General features: G+C 64.3%; 15 protein-coding genes and 1 rRNA gene. 10 read left to right on the forward strand and 6 right to left on the reverse strand.

Annotated features, from left to right (window positions below; all coding sequences use genetic code 11):
• Nucleotides 1-6 precede the first annotated feature (6 nt).
• From rrf to H3H37_RS19030, 3 genes are all read left to right on the forward strand, one after another.
• Nucleotides 7-119: ribosomal RNA gene (rrf, locus tag H3H37_RS19020) — 5S ribosomal RNA — on the forward strand.
• Between the two features lie 270 nt (nt 120-389).
• On the forward strand, nt 390-1,688 hold the full coding sequence (locus H3H37_RS19025; protein WP_229218916.1) for a L,D-transpeptidase Cds6 family protein: 1,299 nt from the start codon (nt 390-392) through the stop codon (nt 1,686-1,688).
• A 155-nt stretch (nt 1,689-1,843) separates the two neighbouring features.
• On the forward strand, nt 1,844-2,926 hold the full coding sequence (locus H3H37_RS19030) for a L,D-transpeptidase family protein (RefSeq protein ID WP_229218917.1): 1,083 nt from the start codon (nt 1,844-1,846) through the stop codon (nt 2,924-2,926).
• A gap of 79 nt (nt 2,927-3,005) precedes the next feature.
• On the opposite strand, the gene H3H37_RS19035 is transcribed toward H3H37_RS19030, so the two are convergent.
• Nucleotides 3,006-3,479: an acyloxyacyl hydrolase gene (locus tag H3H37_RS19035; protein ID WP_311197554.1), complete on the reverse strand. Its 474-nt coding sequence runs from the start codon at nt 3,477-3,479 to the stop codon at nt 3,006-3,008.
• Nucleotides 3,480-3,693: 214 nt separating this feature from the next.
• Here H3H37_RS19035 and H3H37_RS19040 point away from each other — a divergent pair, with 214 nt between their 5' ends.
• Entirely contained in the window at nt 3,694-4,584 is an 891-nt protein-coding gene (locus tag H3H37_RS19040; RefSeq protein WP_182165468.1) for an NAD(P)-dependent oxidoreductase, read from the forward strand.
• 24 nt (nt 4,585-4,608) lie between these two features.
• Here H3H37_RS19040 and H3H37_RS19045 read toward each other — a convergent pair whose 3' ends face one another.
• Nucleotides 4,609-5,805 carry a M20 aminoacylase family protein gene (locus H3H37_RS19045; RefSeq protein ID WP_182165470.1) on the reverse strand — a complete coding sequence of 399 codons (1,197 nt, stop codon included), beginning with the start codon at nt 5,803-5,805 and terminating at the stop codon, nt 4,609-4,611.
• A gap of 162 nt (nt 5,806-5,967) precedes the next feature.
• Here H3H37_RS19045 and H3H37_RS19050 point away from each other — a divergent pair, with 162 nt between their 5' ends.
• From H3H37_RS19050 to H3H37_RS19065, 4 genes are all read left to right on the forward strand, one after another.
• On the forward strand, nt 5,968-8,046 hold the full coding sequence (locus H3H37_RS19050) for a molybdopterin-containing oxidoreductase family protein (RefSeq protein WP_182165472.1): 2,079 nt from the start codon (nt 5,968-5,970) through the stop codon (nt 8,044-8,046).
• Between the two features lie 9 nt (nt 8,047-8,055).
• On the forward strand, nt 8,056-9,183 hold the full coding sequence (locus H3H37_RS19055; protein WP_375540019.1) for an aminopeptidase: 1,128 nt from the start codon (nt 8,056-8,058) through the stop codon (nt 9,181-9,183).
• A 218-nt stretch (nt 9,184-9,401) separates the two neighbouring features.
• The gene (locus H3H37_RS19060; RefSeq protein WP_182165474.1) at nt 9,402-11,093 is read left to right on the forward strand and encodes a long-chain-fatty-acid--CoA ligase; all 1,692 of its coding nucleotides are present in this window, start codon (nt 9,402-9,404) and stop codon (nt 11,091-11,093) included.
• A gap of 111 nt (nt 11,094-11,204) precedes the next feature.
• On the forward strand, nt 11,205-12,875 hold the full coding sequence (locus H3H37_RS19065) for a long-chain fatty acid--CoA ligase (RefSeq protein WP_182165476.1): 1,671 nt from the start codon (nt 11,205-11,207) through the stop codon (nt 12,873-12,875).
• A 66-nt stretch (nt 12,876-12,941) separates the two neighbouring features.
• Here the strand turns inward: H3H37_RS19065 and H3H37_RS19070 are convergent, their stop codons facing one another.
• Genes H3H37_RS19070 through H3H37_RS19080 form a run of 3 tightly spaced genes read right to left on the reverse strand, consistent with a single transcriptional unit; the run spans nt 12,942 to nt 15,351 of the window.
• Entirely contained in the window at nt 12,942-13,229 is a 288-nt protein-coding gene (locus H3H37_RS19070; RefSeq protein WP_182165478.1) for a hypothetical protein, read from the reverse strand.
• A gap of 57 nt (nt 13,230-13,286) precedes the next feature.
• Nucleotides 13,287-14,900, reverse strand: a complete 1,614-nt coding sequence (locus tag H3H37_RS19075; RefSeq protein WP_182165480.1) for an alkaline phosphatase D family protein — start codon at nt 14,898-14,900, stop codon at nt 13,287-13,289.
• Nucleotides 14,901-14,913: 13 nt separating this feature from the next.
• Nucleotides 14,914-15,351: an acyl-CoA thioesterase gene (locus H3H37_RS19080; RefSeq protein WP_182165482.1), complete on the reverse strand. Its 438-nt coding sequence runs from the start codon at nt 15,349-15,351 to the stop codon at nt 14,914-14,916.
• Between the two features lie 61 nt (nt 15,352-15,412).
• Between H3H37_RS19080 and H3H37_RS19085 the strand changes: the two genes are divergently transcribed.
• Nucleotides 15,413-17,281 (forward strand): ABCB family ABC transporter ATP-binding protein/permease, encoded by a 1,869-nt coding sequence (locus tag H3H37_RS19085; protein WP_182165484.1) that lies wholly within the window; start codon nt 15,413-15,415, stop codon nt 17,279-17,281.
• 69 nt (nt 17,282-17,350) lie between these two features.
• Here H3H37_RS19085 and H3H37_RS19090 read toward each other — a convergent pair whose 3' ends face one another.
• Nucleotides 17,351-18,610, reverse strand: coding sequence for a dicarboxylate/amino acid:cation symporter (locus tag H3H37_RS19090; protein WP_182165486.1), 1,260 nt, complete (start codon nt 18,608-18,610; stop codon nt 17,351-17,353).
• 250 nt (nt 18,611-18,860) lie between these two features.
• Here H3H37_RS19090 and H3H37_RS19095 point away from each other — a divergent pair, with 250 nt between their 5' ends.
• On the forward strand, nt 18,861-19,586 hold the full coding sequence (locus tag H3H37_RS19095) for an amino acid ABC transporter ATP-binding protein (RefSeq protein ID WP_182165488.1): 726 nt from the start codon (nt 18,861-18,863) through the stop codon (nt 19,584-19,586).
• The last annotated feature ends 9 nt before the right edge of the window (nt 19,587-19,595 follow it).

Genomic DNA, 19,595 nt, shown 5'->3' on the forward strand with positions numbered 1-19,595 from the left:
TCAAAGCTTGATGACCATAGCAAGTTGGTCCCACCCCTTCCCATCCCGAACAGGACCGTGAAACAACTCTGCGCCGATGATAGTGCTGCAACCAGTGTGAAAGTAGGTTATCGTCAAGCTAGTTATTATGAAAAAACCCCGCTGACATGTGTCGGCGGGGTTTTTTTTCGTCTGCGGTATTTGTTTGTCATCATTGTTGGGTATCCGTTACTAAAAGCATCCGTATCTTTCCTTACTTTTGATATGAGGAAATAGAAGGTGTACCATGTCCCCTTTCGCGCCAGCTTTAGAACTCAATGAAAATTAAGACTGCTCCAACCAGTAGCAACAACAAGGTTTCCGCCCCGAGCATGCGTCGCGCCATTGCCCGGTTGCTGGGGTATTCCGGCATGATTGCACTGTTGTGGGCGTCGCCGTCGCAGGCCGATGAAGTCGCGGATGTGAGTAAATTGCTGCGTGCAGGCAAAGTGGCCGAAGCGCTGGTCAAGACCAATGAGTTCCTGGCCAAGCACCCGTCCGATCCGCAAATGCGCTTCATGAAAGGCGTCTTGCTGACCGAACAGAACAAGTCGGACGAAGCCATTGCCGTCTTCACCAAGCTGACCGAAGATTACCGCGATTTGCCTGAACCCTATAATAACCTGGCTGTCCTGTACGCGGCCAACGGCCAGTACGAGAAGGCGCGCATCGCGCTGGAAAAGGCCATCCGCACCAATCCCAGCTATATGACGGCCTATGAGAACCTGGGCGATGTCTATGGCAAGATGGCCAGCCAGGCCTACGACAAGGCGCTGGCCCTGGGCGCCAACAACACGCCCGCCAAGTCCAAGCTGACCTTGCTGCGCACGTTCTCCAGCAGCACCGGCGCCAAGGTGACCGTGCCGGAACCGCAAGTGGCGCAAGCCGCGCCAGCACCGGCCCATCCCGTGGCCAATGCGCCTGTACAACTGATCACGCCATTGTCGCCGAACACGGCCAAGTCCATGCCGCCACAGCGCATTCCGGCATTGGCGGTGACGCCGCCGCCGGCCGTGGCCGCCAAGCCGGCGCCCGCACCGGCCCCGGCACCGGCACCGGCTCCCGTGCTGGCGAAGGTCGAACCGCCCAAGGCAGTGCCGATGCCGGCCCCTGTGCCTGCCAAACCGGCGGCGCCGGTGGTGCTGGCGAAGGTTGAACCCGCCAAGCCCGTGGCCGCGCCAGCGCCCGTCCCAGCGAAGGTGGAACCGGCCAAGCCTGCTCCCGCTCCAGTGAAGGCGGAGCCGCCTAAACCTGCACCGGCGCCTGTGCTGGCCAAGGTGGAACTGCCGAAGCCGGCCCCCAAGCCGGAACCGGCCAAACCAGATAACAGCGAGAACGATGCGGTCCTGAAACAGGTGCATGGCTGGGCCAAAGCCTGGTCGGCGCAGAACGTCGATGGCTATCTGGGCTATTACGCCAATGAGTTCGAGCCGCCCAAGGGCATGTCGCGCAAGGCCTGGGCCGAGGAGCGCCGCGCGCGCATCGCCGGCAAGGGCCGCATCCACGTGGAGATCGGCACACCCGAAGTCGATGTTCATGGCAATACGGCCAAAGTGACGTTCCGGCAGACCTATGAATCCGACCGATTAACGGCTCGTAGCCGGAAAACGCTCGTGCTGATCAAAAATGGTGGAAAATGGCAGATCAAGCAGGAGTCCTCGGGTAGCTGATGTCACACTTTAGATTTATGCAAGATTGGCGGACAAGTCGTGTGCTGTGCGTCCTCCTCATGGGGTTATTGGGGGGAGGGAGCAGCCTTGCCGCAAAAAAGCCCGTCAAGGCGCGCCATGCGCCGGTAGTCCAGAAGGCCGACCCTGAAGAGTTGTTGTCCGACATCTACCGGGAATTGGCTGAGAATAATCTGCGCGCCGCGCAGGACAAGGCGGACGCGCTGGTCGAAGCCTATCCGAATTTCCGTCTTGGCCACCTGCTGCGCGGTGACTTGCTGTTGATGCATACCCGTCCCGTGGCCATGCTGGGCGCGGCCGTGCCCGTTGGCGCGGAAGCGCGGCTGGCCGACCTGCGGCGCGAAGCGGCCGTGCGCTTCCAGGCCCAGCCTGGCCGCCCCGCAGCCTCGCTGGTACCGCGCGCCTTGCTGCAGATGCGCAAGGACCAGCGCCATGCCCTGATCGTGGACGCCAAGCATTCCCGGCTTTACCTGTACGAAAACCGCAATGACCAGTTGCGCCTGCTGTCGGACTTTTACGTCAGCCAGGGCAAGCTGGGCATCAACAAGTCGCGCGAAGGCGACATGCGCACGCCGATCGGCGTGTACTACATCGTCGGCCGCCTGCCCGGCGTGAAGCTGCCCGACATGTATGGCAAGGGCGCCTTGCCGCTCGACTATCCGAACGATTGGGACAAGGTCCACGGCCGCGGCGGTTCCGGCATCTGGGTGCACGGCACGCCACCGGAAACGTTCAGCCGGCCGCCGCTGTCCACGGACGGTTGCGTGGTGGTCAGCAATGACGACCTGTTCAAGCTGACCCGCACGGTGGAAATCGGCAAGACCCCGGTGCTGATTGGCGACCAGGTGGAGTTCGTCACCAAATCCGTCATGGAGAACGACCTCAAGCTGGCCACCGGCCTGGTGGAAAGTTGGCGGCGCGACGTGGAGCGGCGCGACGAAGCGGGCCTGCGCTCGCATTATTCGGCGCACTTCAAGTCCGCCAATGACGAGGATGTGGACACCTGGCTGGCCAAGCAGCAATTCCTGCCCGGGGCCAAGAAGGTCAGCGTGACCGTGATCGATCCCAGCTATTTCCGGGAACCCAGCAAGGAAGAGATCATCGTTAGCAACTTCATCCAGGAAACCGTGGTGGGCCGCTACCGCCATGCCGTGCGCAAGAAACAGTATTGGGCCAAGGAAGGCCAGGCCTGGAAGATCGTCGCGGAATCGAACGCGTAAAAAAAGACCGCCATGTGCGCGTGCGACGCTCAAGATCGTCGCACGGCCACATGGCGGTTTTCTTAATCGGGCGTGGCCGTCAGAAGTGGTACGACGCCTTCAGTTCCAGGAAGTTCACGCCCGTGTTGGGCTTGCGGTAACCGCCATTGGAAAAGTGCTGGATCTTGGCGCCGATCTCCCAGTTGTTGTCGAGCACATAGCCAATGCCGATGTGGTCGCCAAACTGGAACAGCGTGGACAAGCGGTAGGTATCGTTGTTGTACAGCTCGGACAGCCGGTGCACACCGATGCCGCCTTCGTAATAGATGCCCTTCTTGTTGTCGTGCTCCCAGCGGAACACCGGGGTGAAGCCGATGTCGGTCAGGTTTTCATGGGCGCCCGACACGTTCTGGTATTGGTATTCACGCCAGAAGCCGAAGCTGGCGTCCCAGTAGCCGCTCAGGTGGCTGCCGTTGGACTGGAACCAGCGTGCGCTCCAATCCTTCTGCACCCCCAGGCGCACCATACGCACCTTAGCGGAACTGCCATAGTCAACGGAAACGGAATCGATCACACTACCATCTGCTGCCTGTGCCGCGTGCACGGCCAACAATGCGGCGGCTGCCGCAATCAACTTTTTAGCGAACATAGTATCCTTACAATTAAAAAGCTGTATCTCTCCACGGATACGGCTGACCTGATTGTACCGGGGTTCCAACAAAATGTTTTAGCGTGAGAATTTTCTTAAATTGATAGCAATATCGACCTTTTCAGGAGTAAGTACCCCCATGCGCATCACCTTTCTTGGCATCGGCTTGATGGGAGACCCGATGGTACGCCGGCTGTTGAATTCTGGCTATAGCGTCAAGGCCTGGAACCGCACCCACAGCAAGGCGCAAGCGCTGGCTGAGGCCGGCGCCGTGCCCGTGCAGCAGCTCGATGAAGCCGTGCGCGACGCCGACATCGTCATTTCCATGCTGGAGGCGGGCCCCACCGTGGCACTGGTGCTGGAAGCCGCCTTGCCGGCGCTCGCGCCCAACGCGCTCTGGATCGACATGAGCTCGACCCGCCAGTCGGAGGCGCAGCAGTTCCACGCCTTGCTCGCCGCGCAGGGCCGGCGCTTCATCGACGCCCCCGTGTCCGGCGGCGTGGGCGGCGCCCAGGCCGGTACGCTGGCGATCATGGCCGGTGGCAGCGCCCAGGATTTCGCCCAGGCCGAGCCGGTGCTGGCGGCCATGGGGCGGCCCACGCTGGTGGGCCCGGCCGGCAGCGGTCAGGTATCGAAGTTGTGCAACCAGCTGATCGTGGGCGCGACGCTCAACATCGTGGCCGAAGCGTTGCTGCTGGCGCAGGCAGCCGGCGCCGACCCGGCCGCCGTGCGCACGGCCATCCGTGGCGGTTTCGCCGAGAGCAAGATTTTGGAGGTGCATGGCCAGCGCATGCTGGAGCGCAATTTCGTCGCCGGCGGCCAGGTCAAGACGCAGATCAAGGACCAGCGCAACATCCTGGCTGCCGCAGCGGCCGCTGGCGTGACCTTGCCCGTCACCGAGCTGGTCACGCAGCGTTATGAGACCATCGAGCAGGTCTACCCGCAGGCCGACCATTCGGCCGCCCTGCTGGCACTGGAGCGCCTGAATCCGGGCCAGCGCGTGGGCACGGCGCCGGACAAGCTGGCCTGAGTTGCCGCTGGCCCCGCTGGTGACTTACTTCGCCAGCGGCAGGCTCTTTTCCGCCAGCCGCACCCAGAAGCTTGCGCCGATCGGCAGCAGGTCGTCGTTGAAGTCGTAGCTGGCGTTGTGCAGCACGCACGGGCCCAGGCCGTGGCCACCATCGCGGTGGCCGCCTTCGCCATTACCGATGAAGACGTAGCAGCCCGGCTTGGCTTGCAGGAAGAAGGCGAAGTCTTCCGCGCCCATGGTCGGCTCCACGCTGGGGTTGACGTTGTCGGCCCCGGCCACCTCCCGCATCACGTCCAGCGCGAACTGGGTTTCGCGCGCGTGGTTGATCAGCGGCGGATAGTTGCGCTTGAACTCGAAATCGACGTCGGCGCCGAAGGCGGCGGCCGTGTGGCGGGCAATCTCGCCCATGCGCGTTTCCAGCAAGTCCAGCACTGGCGTGGTGAAGGTGCGCACCGTGCCCACCATCTTGGCTTCGTCCGGAATCACGTTGGTGGCGCTGCCGGCGTGGATCTGGGTGATCGACAGCACGGCCGTATCGAGCGGGCTTTTCTCGCGCGTGATGATGGTTTGCCAGCTTTGCGCGATCTGCACGGCCACCATCACCGGGTCGATGCCATTGTGGGGCTGGGCCGCGTGCGCGCCCTTGCCCTTGATGGTGACATGGAATTCATTGCTCGATGCCATCATCGGCCCTTCCGTCACGCTCAGTGTGCCGGTGGGGGCGCCGGGCCAGTTGTGCATGCCGTAGATCGCATCCATCGGACACTTCTCGAACAGGCCGTCGGCGATCATGCTGCGGGCACCGGCGCCGCCTTCCTCGGCCGGCTGGAAGATCACGTAAACGGTGCCGTCGAAGTTGCGGTGGCTGGCCAGGTAGCGGGCCGCGCCCAGCAGCATGGCCGTGTGGCCGTCGTGGCCGCAGGCGTGCATCTTGCCGGGGTGGCGCGAGGCGTGCTCGAAGGTGTTGATCTCCTGCATGGGCAGCGCGTCCATGTCGGCCCGCAGGCCCACCGCGCGCTGCGAGGTGCCGTGCTTGATGATGCCGACCACGCCCGTCTGGCCCATGCCGCGCAGGATGGGGATGCCCCATTCCGTCAGCTTGGCCGCCACCACGTCGGATGTGCGCCGTTCCTCATAGCACAGCTCGGGATGGGCGTGCAGGTCGCGCCGGATCTGCTGCAATTCGGATTGAAACGCCAGGATAGGCTCAACTAGTTTCATTGCTGTCTCCGTGTTGGGTGTCGCAGCCTGCCGAGGCCGCCTGCGAGATCAGGCATTGTAGCCCTTGTAACAGCGGGAAATCCAGCGCCAACCCGACGGGCGGTGCGCTGCGCCGGAATCGTTTACGATAGCGGTTTCAGTGTACGCTTTTTGGAACCCGACATGACGATCACCCACGTTCGCGCCGCCTGCCCGCATGACTGCCCCGATACCTGTGCCCTGCTGGTCACGGTGGAAGATGGCGTGGCCACCGAGGTCAAGGGCGATCCCGACCATCCGCCCACGGCCGGCGTGCTGTGCACCAAGGTGTCGCGCTACACGGAACGCACCTACCACGCCGAGCGCCTGCTGCACCCGCTGCGCCGGGTGGGCAAGAAGGGCGAGGGCAAGTTCGAGCGCATCAGTTGGGACGAGGCGCTAGACACCATCGCCGCCCGCCTCAAGGAGATTGCCGCGCGCGCGCCCGAAGCGATTTTGCCGTACAACTATTGCGGCACCATGGGGCTGGTGCAGGGCGATTCCATGTCGGCCCGCTTCTTCCATCAACTGGGCGCGTCGCTGCTGGACCGCACGATCTGCGCCTCGGCCGGCGCGACCGGCTACAAATATACAATGGGCGCCACCATCGGCACCGACCTGGAACAGTTCCAGAACGCCAAACTGATCCTGATCTGGGGCGGCAATCCCATCGCCTCCAACTTGCACTTCTGGACCCGGGCCCAGGAAGCCAAGCGGCGCGGCGCCAAGCTGATCGCCATCGACCCCTACCGTTCGCTGACGGCAGAAAAATGCCACCAGCACATTGCGCTGATGCCGGGCACGGATGCGGCCCTGGCCTTGGGCATGATGCACGTGCTGATCAAGGAAGACCTGCTCGACCACGATTACGTGGCCCGCCACACGCTGGGCTTCGAGCAACTCAAGCAGCGCGCCGCCGAGTGGACGCCCGAGCGCGTGGCCGCCACCTGCGGCATCACCGTGGACGAGGTGGTGGAACTGGCCCGCGTCTACGGCCAGATGGCCAAGGCCGGCGAGCCGGTGGCCATCCGCCTCAACTATGGCGTGCAGCGCGTGCGCGGCGGCGGCATGTCGGTGCGCAATATCACCTGCCTGCCGGCGCTGGTGGGCGCCTGGCGCCACCCGGCCGGCGGCGTGCAATTGTCGGCGTCCGGCGCCTTCCCCACCGACAAGCCGGCCCTGCAGCGGCCCGACCTGCTGCCGAACGCGCCGCGCACCATCAATATGGCCACCATCGGCGACGACCTGCTGCGCCCGGCCTCGGCCGCGTTCGGCCCCCAGGTCGAGGCGGTGATCGTCTACAACGCCAACCCGGTGGCCATCGCGCCCGATTCGCCCAAGGTGGCGGCCGGTTTCGCGCGCGAGGATCTGTTCACCGTCGTGCTCGAACATTTCCAGACCGATACGGCGGACTATGCCGACATCGTGCTGCCCGCCACCACCCAGCTCGAACACGTGGACGTCCACACGGCCTACGGCCACTCGTACATGATGGCCAACAACGCGGCCATCGCGCCGATCGGCGAAGCCAAGCCCAACACGGAAATCTTCCGCTTGCTGGCGGCCCGCATGGGCTTCGATGATCCCTGCTTCCAGGAAAGCGACGACCAGCTGGCGGCCCAGGCCTTCCGGCGCGACAGCCCGCGCGCCATCCACTTCGACTGGGAGTCGCTCAAGCGCAAGGGCTGGCAAAAGCTGGCCATGCCGGACGCGCCATTTGCCGACGGCGGTTTCCCCACGCCATCGGGCAAGTGCGAGTTCTATTCGGCCACCATGGCGGCCGACGGCCTCGATCCGCTGCCGTCCTACAACGCGCCCTACGAATCGCCGGGCAGCAACCCGGAACTGGCGGCGCGCTACCCGCTGGCCATGATTTCGCCGCCGGCCCGCAATTTCCTCAATTCCACCTTCGTCAACGTGAAGAGCCTGCGCGCGGCTGAAGGCGAGCCCCACCTCGACATCCACCCGGACGACTGCGCTGCGCGCGGCATCGCCGATGGCGACATGGTGCGCATCTTCAACGACCGCGGCGCTTTCGTGGCCAAGGCGCGCGTGACGACCAAGGCGCGGGCGGGGCTGGTGGTGGGCTTGTCCGTGTGGTGGAAGAAGCTGGCCAGCGACGGCAAGAACGCCAACGAGGTGACCAGCCAGGCGCTGACCGACATGGGCCGTGGCCCCACGTTTTACGATACACTGGTACAAGTCGAGAAAGTTGCCGCATGAAGGTGTGCCATGGGCCAGTTCCGCAGTCTGTTCTTCCGCGCCAGGTATTGGCTGGTGGGGAGCGGGCTTGCGCTGATGCTGGCCGGTTGCGCCCAGTTCAAGTATTACATCCAGGCCGCCCAGGGCCAGTATTCGCTGTGGTCGGACGCCCGGCCGATTGAAGACTGGCTGGGCGATCCCAGCACCGATCCCCAACTGAAGGCCAGGCTGGAAAAAGCTCTGCTGATCCGGCGCTTCGCCGTGCGCCACCTGGGCCTGCCCGATAACGCCAGCTACAAGAACTACGCGGCCCTGTCGCGGCCGTTTGTGCTGTGGAACGTGGTGGCGACGCCGGAGTTGTCGCTGCGGCCCATCCAGTGGTGCTTTCCCATCGCCGGCTGCGTCAGCTACCGGGGCTACTACAGCAAGGAGGACGCGTTCGCCTACGCCGCCGAGCTGCGTGCCGAGGGCGACGACGTCCAGGTGGGCGGCGTGCCGGCTTATTCCACGCTGGGCTGGTTCAGCGATCCACTGTTGTCCACCTTCATCAACTATTCTGATGCCGAACTGGCGCGCATGATCTTCCACGAGCTGGCCCACCAGGTGGTCTACGTGCAGGGCGACAGCCAGTTCAACGAAGGCTTCGCCACCGCCGTCGAGGAAGCCGGTGTGCAACTGTGGCTGGACCTGTATGGCAACGACGCCATGCGCGAAGGCTATGCCCGTTACCATGCGCGGCGCGAGCAATTCCTGGCCTTGCTGGTCAAGCATCGCGCGGCGCTGGCCGCCAACTACGCGCGCCACGTCAGCGCCCACCACAAGCGCGAGGAGAAGGCGCGCATCTTCGCCGCCCTCAAGGCCGATTACCTGAAACTCAAGGAAAGCTGGGGCGGTTACGCCGGTTATGACCGCTGGTTCGCTGAGCCGCTGAACAACGCCCACCTCAGCGCCGTGGCCACCTACGAGCAGGATTTGCCGGGATTCCGCGCGCTGCTGGCGCAGGAAAAGACTTTCCCGCATTTTTATGCTGCAGTGCGATCACTGGCGGACATGACGGTCGCGCAACGCCAGCAACGCTTGCAGTGGCTTGGACGCCCCGCCATGCTTAATGCGGAGAACAACGCCATGCCGGCACCGGCTGCCGGCGCCGTGCAATGATGCTGCATCGCAGCATTGCTGTTGTCAAAAAAATACGCTTCAGCACGCTTAGAAGGCTTGCTCCAATCGGCTTGAAAGCGCTTGCGCACGAGCGTTCGTTTATATAGCATCGGTTCAAGTACTTTCACGGCGCTCGCGTGCCGGGGGAGCGCCTGACCCTGCTTCCCGGCCCTGTGCGCCGGTTTCCACAACGATAATATCGAGACAAGAGGCACAGGATGGAGAAAATCTGGTTGAAGTCGTATCCCCCTGGTGTGCCGGCTGATATTGATCCTGATCGATATCGCTCCCTGGTGCAACTGCTGGAAGAAGCGTTTCACAAATATGCAGACCGCAATGCCTACGTCTGCATGGATAAATTCCTGACCTACGCCGAACTCGATGCGCTGTCGAAGCGTCTGGGCGCCTGGCTGCAAAGCCGTGGCATGAAGCCGGGCGCGCGCGTGGCCGTGATGCTGCCCAACGTGCTGCAATACCCGATCGCCGTGGCCGCCATCCTGCGCGCCGGCTATACCGTGGTCAACGTCAATCCGCTGTACACGCCGCGCGAACTGGAACACCAGCTCAATGACTCGGGCAGCGAAGCCATCATCGTGCTGGAAAACTTCGCCAACACGCTGGAACAAGTGTTGAGCAAGACCCGCGTCAAGCACATCATTGTCGCCAGCATGGGCGAAATGCTGGGCGGCCTGAAGGGCATGCTGGTCAATTTCGTGGTGCGCAGCGTCAAGAAGATGGTGCCGCCGTTCTCGCTGCCCAACGCCGTGCGCTTCAAGGATGCGCTGTCGCAGGGCGGCCGCATGAAGCTGACGCCGGTCGAACTGCAACCGTCCGATGTGGCCTTCCTGCAATACACGGGCGGCACCACCGGCGTCTCCAAGGGCGCCACGCTCACGCACCGCAACCTGGTGGCCAATGTGCTGCAGGTCGAGGCCTGGTCGGCGCCGGCCATCGGCCAGTCGCAGGAAGCGCTGACCGTGGTGTGCGCCTTGCCGCTGTACCACATCTTCGCGCTGACGGCCTGCGCGCTGTGGGGCGCGCGCGCCGGTGCGCTCAACCTGCTGATCCCCAATCCGCGCGACATTCCGGGCTTTATCAAGGAATTGAGCAAATACAAGATCAACGTGCTGCCGGCCGTGAATACGCTGTACAACGCGCTGGTCAACCACCCGCAATTCGCGTCGCTCGATTTCTCCGCGCTCAAGGTCGCCAACGGCGGCGGCATGGCGGTGCAGCAAGCCGTCAACGACAAGTGGCTGAAGGCCACCGGCAAATCGATCGTGGAAGCCTACGGCCTGTCGGAAACGTCGCCGCTGGCCACCAGCAATCCGGCCAACAGCACGGCATTCTCCGGCACCATCGGCTTGCCGGTGTCGTCCACCGACGTCACCATCCTGGACGACGACGGCCAGCCGGTGGCGCTGGGCCAGGCCGGCGAGATCGCCATCCGCGGTCCGCAAGTGATGGTGGGCTACTGGAACCGTCCGGACGAGACGGCCAAGGTGATGACGCCGGACGGTTACTTCAAGACCGGCGACGTCGGCGTCATGGACGAGCGCGGCTACGTGAAGATCGTCGACCGCAAGAAGGACATGATCCTGGTGTCGGGCTTCAACGTCTACCCGAACGAGCTGGAAGGCGTGATCGCGGCCCACCCCGGCGTGCTCGAATGCGCGTGCGTGGGCGTACCGGATGAGCATTCGGGCGAGGCGGTCAAAGTGTTCGTGGTGCGCAAGGACCCGAACCTGACCGTGGACCAGCTGATGGCCTATTGCAAGGAACAATTCACGGGCTACAAGAAGCCGAAATACATCGAGTTCCGCAATGAGCTGCCCAAGACCAACGTCGGCAAGATCCTGCGCCGCGCGCTGCGCGACGAACCGCCGGCGGCCGTCAAGCAGGCCGCCTAGCGGACATATAATCGCGGCCGGCGAGCGTGGTGGCTTGCCGGCCTTATCGTTTTTAAAACCATAGCAAACGAACCTGGCGCTGGCGCCGTTAACCTGATAATGAGGCAATAGATGGAAAAGATTTGGCTGAAGTCCTACCCCGAAGGCGTGCCGGCGGAGATCGATATCACGCAATACCGTTCGGTCACCCACATCCTGGAGGAGGCATTCCGCAAGTTCTCCGATCGCAACGCCTACGTTTGCATGGACAAGTTCCTCACCTACGGCGAGCTGGACCGTCTGTCGGCCGCCATGGGCGCCTGGCTGCAAAGCAAGGGCTTGAAGCAGGGCGCGCGCGTAGCCATCATGCTGCCCAACGTGCTGCAATATCCGGTGGCCATGGCCGCCATCCTGCGCGCCGGCTACACGGTGGTCAACGTCAACCCGCTGTACACGCCGCGCGAACTGCAGCACCAGCTGAACGATTCGGGCGCCGAAGCCATCATCGTGCTGGAAAACTTCGCCACCACGGTGCAGCAGGTGGTGGCCAGCACCAAGGTCAAGCACGTGATCGTGGGCAGCATGGGCGACCTGCTGGGCGGCCTGAAAGGCATGCTGGTCAATTTCGTGGTGCGCAAGGTCAAGAAGATGGTGCCCGCCTATTCGCTGCCCAAGGCCATCTCGTTCAAGCAAGTGCTGGCCGAGGGCGCGCGCCTGAAGCTCAAGCCCGTCAAGCAAGGCCATGACGACATCGCCTTCCTGCAATACACGGGCGGCACCACGGGCGTGTCCAAGGGCGCCGTGCTGCTGCACCGTAACGTGGTGGCCAACGTGCTGCAGAACGAAGCGTGGCTGCAACTGCCGCCGCAGCAGGAGCAGCGGGTGTTCGTGTGCGCGCTGCCGCTGTACCACATCTATTCGCTGACCATCAGCGGCTTCATGGGTATGCGCCTGGGCGGCATGAACCTGCTGATCCCGAATCCGCGCGACATCCCCGGCTTCGTCAAGGAACTGGCCAAGTACAAGGTCAGCGTGTTCCCGGCCGTGAACACGCTGTACAACGCGCTGCTCAACAACCCCGACTTCGCCAAGCTCGACTTCTCGTCCTACAAGATCTGCAACGGCGGCGGCATGGCCGTGCAGCAAGCCGTGGCCGACCGCTGGCTCAAGCTGACGGGCACCCCCATCATCGAAGGCTACGGCCTGTCGGAAACCTCGCCCGTGGCCACGGCCAACCGGGTCGACATCAAGGAATTCACGGGCACCATCGGCCTGCCGATCCCGTCGACGGAAATCCAGATCCTGGACGACGACGGCAATCCGCTGCCATATGGCCAGGCCGGCGAAATCGCCATCCGTGGTCCGCAGGTGATGGCTGGCTACTGGCAGCGCGACGACGAGACGGCCAAGTGTATGACCGCCGACGGCTTCTTCAAGACCGGCGACGTGGGCATCATGGACGAGCGCGGCTACACCCGCATCGTGGACCGCAAGAAGGACATGATCCTGGTGTCGGGCTTCAATGTGTACCCGAACGAGATCGAAGGCGTGGTGGCGGCCCATCCGGGCGTGCTGGAAGTGGCGTGCATCGGCGTGCCGGACAAGAACTCGGGCGAAGCCGTGAAGCTGTTCGTGGTGCGCAAGGACCCGAACCTGACGGCCGACCAGCTGCAGGACTACTGCAAGCATGAACTGACGGCCTACAAGAAGCCGAAATACATCGAGTTCCGCGACGAGCTGCCCAAGACCAACGTGGGCAAGATCCTGCGCCGCCAGCTGCGCGACGAGAAGCAGGCCGCCTGACGCACACCGGCTCCCGCCATAGAAGATCGCCCGCCAAGCCGGGCGATTTTTTTTGGCGCGGCCGGTTCAGGCGCCGCTTTTCTGTCGGATGCTGTTCAGGCAGCGGGCGCGCATGGCTTCGGCCAGGCGCTGGCGCACTTCGTGGTCGTGGTCGAGGTAACCTTCGGTGTTGGCGCGGCGGGCGCAGGCCGCCCAGTGTTCGTCTTCCGCGTCCTGCAGCCGTTCGAATTCGGCCAGCGACAGCATGACCACGGCATCACGCCCGGCCGGCTCGATCACGAGCGGCTGGGTCAGTGCGCGCTGCAGCCAGGTGTCAAGTTCCTGCGCGACCTCGTCTTCCTTCACCTTCAACATGACTGGCCTCCTGGAGATGGTCTTCCCAGTATAGGACGCGGTCCCGGTGATGCAAGGCTAGCCGGGCGCCAGTCCTGGCTTGCCGTTCACTACCCGGAAGCGGGCCAGCGTGGCCACGCCGGACGCGGGATCATGCACGTCGTCCAGCGCCTGGAACAGCGCCGTGCAGTCGTCCGGCGTGAACGTGAGCAGCATGTAACCGCGCTTGTCGCTACGGCCGAATTTCAGTTCCTGGTTCATGGCCACGTACTGCGCCGTGCGCGCCTGCGGGCGCGAAGGCGAGGTGACGGAAGTGCCACAGAATTCCGTGGCCAGCACGGGATTGGCGGCCGACACGGGCCGCAGCGGATTGCGCCGCAGTTCGGCGGCGAAGAAGCTGTGCACATCGCCCGACAGCACCAATGGATTGGCCGCGTGGCTGGCGCGCAGCGCGTCGTACAGGCGCTGGCGCGCCATCGGGTACCCATCCCAGCCATCGGTCCAGAAGCGGCCATCCTGCTCCGTGCGCAGCGGCACCTGGCTGTTCTGCGCCATCAGCGTCTGCTGGGCCAGCACGTTCCAGCGCGCGCGCGACGATTGCAGCCCCTGTTCCAGCCAGGCCTGCTGCCGGGCGCCCAGCATGGTGCGCGACGGGTCGCGCAGCGCGGGACAATCGCGCAGGTAGACGGAGCTGGAACCGCCCCGGCCCGGCGGCAGGCAGGCCGGATAGGCGCGGTACTGGCGGTCGTCCAGCACATGGAAGCGGGCCAGCCGCCCCCAGTCGTAGCGCTGGTACATGCGCAGCTGGCCGAAGCCTCCCGGCGGCGGCGCTGCCGTTGCTGCTGTCGCTGCCGTTGATGGTGCCGGCAAGCGCAGCGGCATGTGCTCATAGAAGGCCTGGTAGGCTGCCGCGCGCCGTTCGGCGAAACGGGGATCGAGGCGCTCATCGTGGTCGTTGGCGTAGTCGTTGGCCACTTCATGGTCGTCCCAGGTGACGATCCACGGCGCGGCCACGTGCGCCGCCTGCAGGTCGGGATCGGTCTTGTATTGGGCATAGCGGGCCCGGTATTCGGCCAGCGTGAAGCTCTCGGCCGTCCGCAGGGCCGCCAGCGGGTGGTGCAACTGGTAGGGGCCCCATTCATAGATGTAGTCGCCCAGGAAGGCCACCAGGTCCGGTGCGGCGGCGGCGATGTGGCGGTGCGCCGCGTAGCTGCCGAATTCCCAGTGCTGGCAGGACGCCACGGCCAGCTTGAGTTGCCCCGGCATGGCGTTGGGCGCCGGCGCCGTGCGGGTGCGGCCCACGGGGCTGACCGCGTCGCCCAGCAGGAAGCGATACCAGTACCAGCGGTCCGGCGCCAGGCCGGTGACGTCCACGTGCACGCTGTGCGCCAGCGCGGGGACGGCGCTGGCCGTGCCGCGCGCGGTGAGGCGGCGGAACGCTTCGTCCTCGGCCATCTCCCAGCGCACGGCATAGGCCAGCGGCGGCATGGCGGCCGCGTTCAGGGGATCGAACAGGATGCGGGTCCAGATCACCACCGCGTCCGGTAGCGGTGAACCGGAGGCCACGCCCAGCGTGAACGGGTAGGGCGCGTTGGGCTGGGCGGCGGCGTGGCGGACGCCGCTGGCGCCGGCGGTGGCCAGCGCCGCCAGGCGGGCGCCGTGGACGAGGAAGTGGCGGCGCGCGGCTTCCATGCGCCGGCGCGCCTTATGCCAGCAGGGTTTCCAGCGGCGGCACCTTGCGCGGCTTGCGGTCCGAGTCCGTGGCCACGTAGGTCAGCGTCGCTTCCGTCACCTTGACGGTGCAGGCCTGCAGGCGATTGCGCTCGGCATACACTTCGACGTTGACGGTGATCGAGGTGTTGCCGACCTTGACGATATCGGCGTAGAACGACAGCAGGTCGCCCACGAACACGGGGTTCTTGAACACGAAGGAATTGACCGAGATGGTGGCCACGCGGCCATTGGCGCGGCGCGTGGCCGGCAGTGAGCCGGCGATGTCCACCTGGGACATGATCCAGCCGCCGAACACGTCGCCGTAGACGTTGGCATCGGACGGCGCGGGCATCATGCGCAGTTCCGGCATGCGGCCAACGGGCAGGCCGCGGTGTTCGGGGCAGGGTGTCGTGTTTTCTGGGGTGGTCATCGCAAAATCTCGTGAAGGGCTACAATGGTTTAGATTGAACCATAAAAAGCAGACCTTTGCCATGCGCCGCCATCCTCCCTCTTCCTCCGGCCCCGCGCCGGACGCCCGTGTCGCCACCCGCAGCGACCTGGCCACCCTGAAAACCCTGCTCCCTTACCTGTGGGTCTACAAATGGCGCGTGCTGCTGGCGCTGCTGTGCCTGGTAGGCGCCAAGCTGGCCAACGTCGGCGTGCCGCTGGTGATGAAGCGGCTGATCGATGCGCTCAGCGTCAACCCCAATCATCCGCAAGCGCTGCTGGTGCTGCCGCTGGGCGCCTTGCTGGCCTACGGCGTGTTGCGCGTGTCGACCACGCTGTTCACGGAGCTGCGCGAGTTCCTGTTCGCGCGCGTCACGCAGCGGGCCGTGCGCACCATCGCGCTCAAGGTGTTCCGCCACCTGCATTCGCTGTCGCTGCGCTTCCACCTGAACCGTCAGACGGGCGGCATGACGCGCGACATTGAACGGGGCACGCGCGGCGTCGGTTCGCTGATCTCGTACACGCTGTTCAACATCCTGCCGACGCTGGTGGAGATCACGCTGGTGCTGGGCTACCTGGTCACGCACTACGACATCTGGTTCTCCGTCATCACCTTCTGCGCGCTGGTGCTCTACATCGCCTTCACCGTGTTCGTGACGGACTGGCGCACCCACTTCCGCCGCACCATGAACGACCTCGATTCCAAGGCCAACACCAAGGCCATCGATTCGCTGATCAACTACGAGACGGTCAAATACTTCGGCAACGAGGATTACGAGGCGCGCCGCTACGACGAGGGCTTGCAGCGTTTCGAGTCGGCCGCCGTCAAATCGCAAACGTCGCTGTCGTTGCTCAACACGGGGCAGTCGCTGATCATCGCCAGCGCCGTCACGCTGATCCTGTGGCGCGCCACGGCGGGCGTAATCGCCGGCACCATGACGCTGGGCGACCTGGTGCTGGTCAACTCGTTCATGATCCAGCTCTACATCCCGCTCAACTTCCTGGGCGTGATCTACCGCGAGATCAAGCAAAGCCTGGCCGACATGGAGCGTTTGTTCTCGCTGCTCGATGAGCACCGTGAAGTGGCCGACGCCCCGGACGCCCAGCCGCTGCGCACGCACGGCGCCGAAGTGCGTTTCCAGCACGTCGATTTCAGCTACGAGTCCAAGCGCAAGATCCTGTTCGATGTCGATTTCACGATCGCGCCCGGCACCACCACGGCCGTGGTGGGACACAGCGGTTCGGGCAAGTCCACCTTGTCGCGCTTGCTGTTCCGCTTCTATGAAGTCAACGGCGGCAGCATCACCATCGATGGCCAGGACCTGCGCGTCGTAACGCAGGACTCGCTGCGCCACGCGATCGGCATCGTGCCGCAGGATACGGTGCTGTTCAACGACACCATCGAATACAACATCGCCTACGGCAAGCCGGGCGCCACCAAGGAGCAGATCGTGGCGGCGGCCAAGGCGGCGTCCATCCACGACTTCATCGAGAGCCTGCCGGACGGTTACGGCTCGATGGTGGGGGAGCGCGGACTCAAGCTGTCGGGCGGCGAGAAGCAGCGCGTGGCCATCGCGCGCACGCTGCTCAAGAATCCTGCCATCCTGATCTTCGACGAAGCCACGTCGGCGCTGGACTCCAAGGCCGAGCAGGCGATCCAGGCCCAGTTGAAGGAGATCGCCCGCAGCCGCACCACGCTGGTGATCGCGCACCGTTTGTCCACGGTGGCCGACGCCGAGCAGATCCTGGTGCTCGACCATGGCCGCATCGTGGAGCGCGGCACGCACCAGTCGTTGCTGGCGGCCGATGGGTTGTATGCGCAGATGTGGTTGCGCCAGCAGGCGCGTGTCGACGAAGACCTTGCCTCGCCGGCCAGCCCGGGCCCGGACCGGATGGTGGCCGAACAGTCGTGAAATAAGCTCGTCGCCGCATGAAAAAAGGCTTCCCTCGGGAAGCCTTTTTGTTGAGCGATCGCGCCAGTGTTATGGCAGCGGTGCGTCGGCCAGGTCGCGGCGGATCGGGTCAACCAGTTCGCCTTCCCACTTGGCCACGACAGCGGTGGCGATGCTGTTGCCGATCACGTTGGTGGCGGAACGGGCCATGTCCAGGAAGTGGTCGATACCGAGCAGCAGCACCAGGCCCGCTTCCGGGATGTTGAACTGGCCCAGCGTAGCGGCGATCACCACCAGCGAGGCGCGCGGTACGCCGGCCATGCCTTTGGAGGTCAGCATCAGCACCATCATCATCGTCATCTGCTGGCCCAGCGACATTTCGATGCCGTAAGCCTGGGCGATGAACACGGTGGCGAAGGTGCAGTACATCATCGAGCCATCCAGGTTGAACGAGTAGCCGATCGGCAGCACGAAGGCGGCGATGCGGTTACGCACACCGAAGCGCTCCAGGCCTTCCAGCGTTTTCGGGTAGGCCGCTTCGCTCGACGCGGTGGAGAAGGCCAGCAGGGCCGGGCCGCGCATTTCGGCCATCAGGCCGCCAACGCGTTTGCCCAGGAACAGGAAGCCGATGGCGATCAGCAGTGCCCACAGCAGCGCAATGCCGAAATAGAACTCGGACATGAACACGCCGTAGGTCTTGAGCACACCGAGGCCGCTTTTGCCGATCACGCCGGCCACGGCCGCGAACACGGCGAACGGGGCGAACTTCATCACGTAGCCCGTCACTTTCAGCATCACGTGGGCCACGCCGTCGAGCGCGTCGACCATGGGCGCCGATTTTTCGCCCACGGCGGCAGCGGCCGAACCGAAGAACAGCGAGAAGATCACGATCTGCAGGATCTCGTTCTTGCCCATGCCTTCGATGATGGAGGCCGGCACCAGGTGGGTGACGAAATCCTTCAGCGTGAAGCCGGCAGTGGTGATGCCGCTGGCGGCGGTGGTGGCCGGCAGGTGGCCCAGCAGCGCGTCGCCGGGGTGGAACATGTTGACCAGCACCAGGCCCAGGGTCAGCGAAATGAGCGAGGCGATGAAGAACCAGCCCAGCGTCTTGATACCGATACGACCCACTTCGCTGGCGTCGCCCATGCGGGCGATACCCACCACCAGGGTGGAAAAGACCAGCGGCGCGATGATCATCTTAATCAGGCGCAGGAACAGGGTCGTCACCAGCGACATGATGTCGGCAAATCCGGCCGGATCGGACAGATTGAGGTTGGCCAGGTAGCCGGCGAAGATGCCCAGCACCAGTCCGACGAGGATGTAGGTGGTCAATCGGCTTTGTTTTTTCATATTTTTTGAGTTCCTGTGGTAGTGTCTCTCTGGCGTGGCCGGCGCTGCAACAGGGTCGCTGTCGCCGCGCGATCTCGTGCACAATAGCGTCAAAGGGCCGCAACGATGACGTGAATATCGCGCGGTCCAGCCTTGTAAACTGATGAAACTATGAGCAAGTTCCGCAGTATCCTTGCGGGCAAGGGTACTGTCAAGCGCGCGCGGGCGCCCGTTCGGGGCCGCGCCTGGGCCTCTTTGGCGACGGAAAAGCATGATAGCGATCGACAAACTCAGTAAATGGTACGGCCAGTTCCAGGTGCTCACCGATTGCAGCACCAGCGTGGCCAAGGGCGATGTGATGGTGATCTGCGGGCCGTCCGGCTCCGGCAAATCGACCCTGATCAAGACCGTCAACGGGCTGGAGCCGTTCCAGCAGGGGACGGTGACGGTGGACGGCGTGTCCGTCGGCGCGCCCGGCACCGACCTGCCGGCGCTGCGGGCGCGGATCGGCATGGTGTTCCAGAATTTCGAACTGTTCCCCCACCTGTCGGTGCGCGACAACCTGACGCTGGGGCAGACCAAAGTGCTGGGCCGCAGCCTGGACGAAGCCACGGCGCGCGGCCTGAAGTACCTGGACCGCGTGGGCCTGCTGGCGCAGCAGGACAAGTATCCGAACCAGCTGTCGGGCGGCCAGCAGCAGCGCGTGGCCATCGCCCGCGCCCTGTCCATGGACCCGATCGCGATGCTGTTCGACGAACCCACGTCGGCGCTCGATCCCGAAATGATCAACGAAGTACTGGACGTGATGGTGGGCCTGGCGCAGGATGGCATGACCATGATGGTGGTGACCCACGAGATGGGCTTCGCCAAACGGGTGGCGAACCGCGTGGTGTTCATGGACCACGGCCGCATCCTGGAAGACTGCGGCAAGGACGAATTCTTTGGCGCGCCCCGTTCCGAGCGGGCGCGCGACTTCCTGGCGCGTATCATCCACTGAAGGAGCAAC

This window comes from Rugamonas brunnea, assembly GCF_014042345.1.
Taxonomy (GTDB): domain Bacteria; phylum Pseudomonadota; class Gammaproteobacteria; order Burkholderiales; family Burkholderiaceae_D; genus Rugamonas; species Rugamonas brunnea.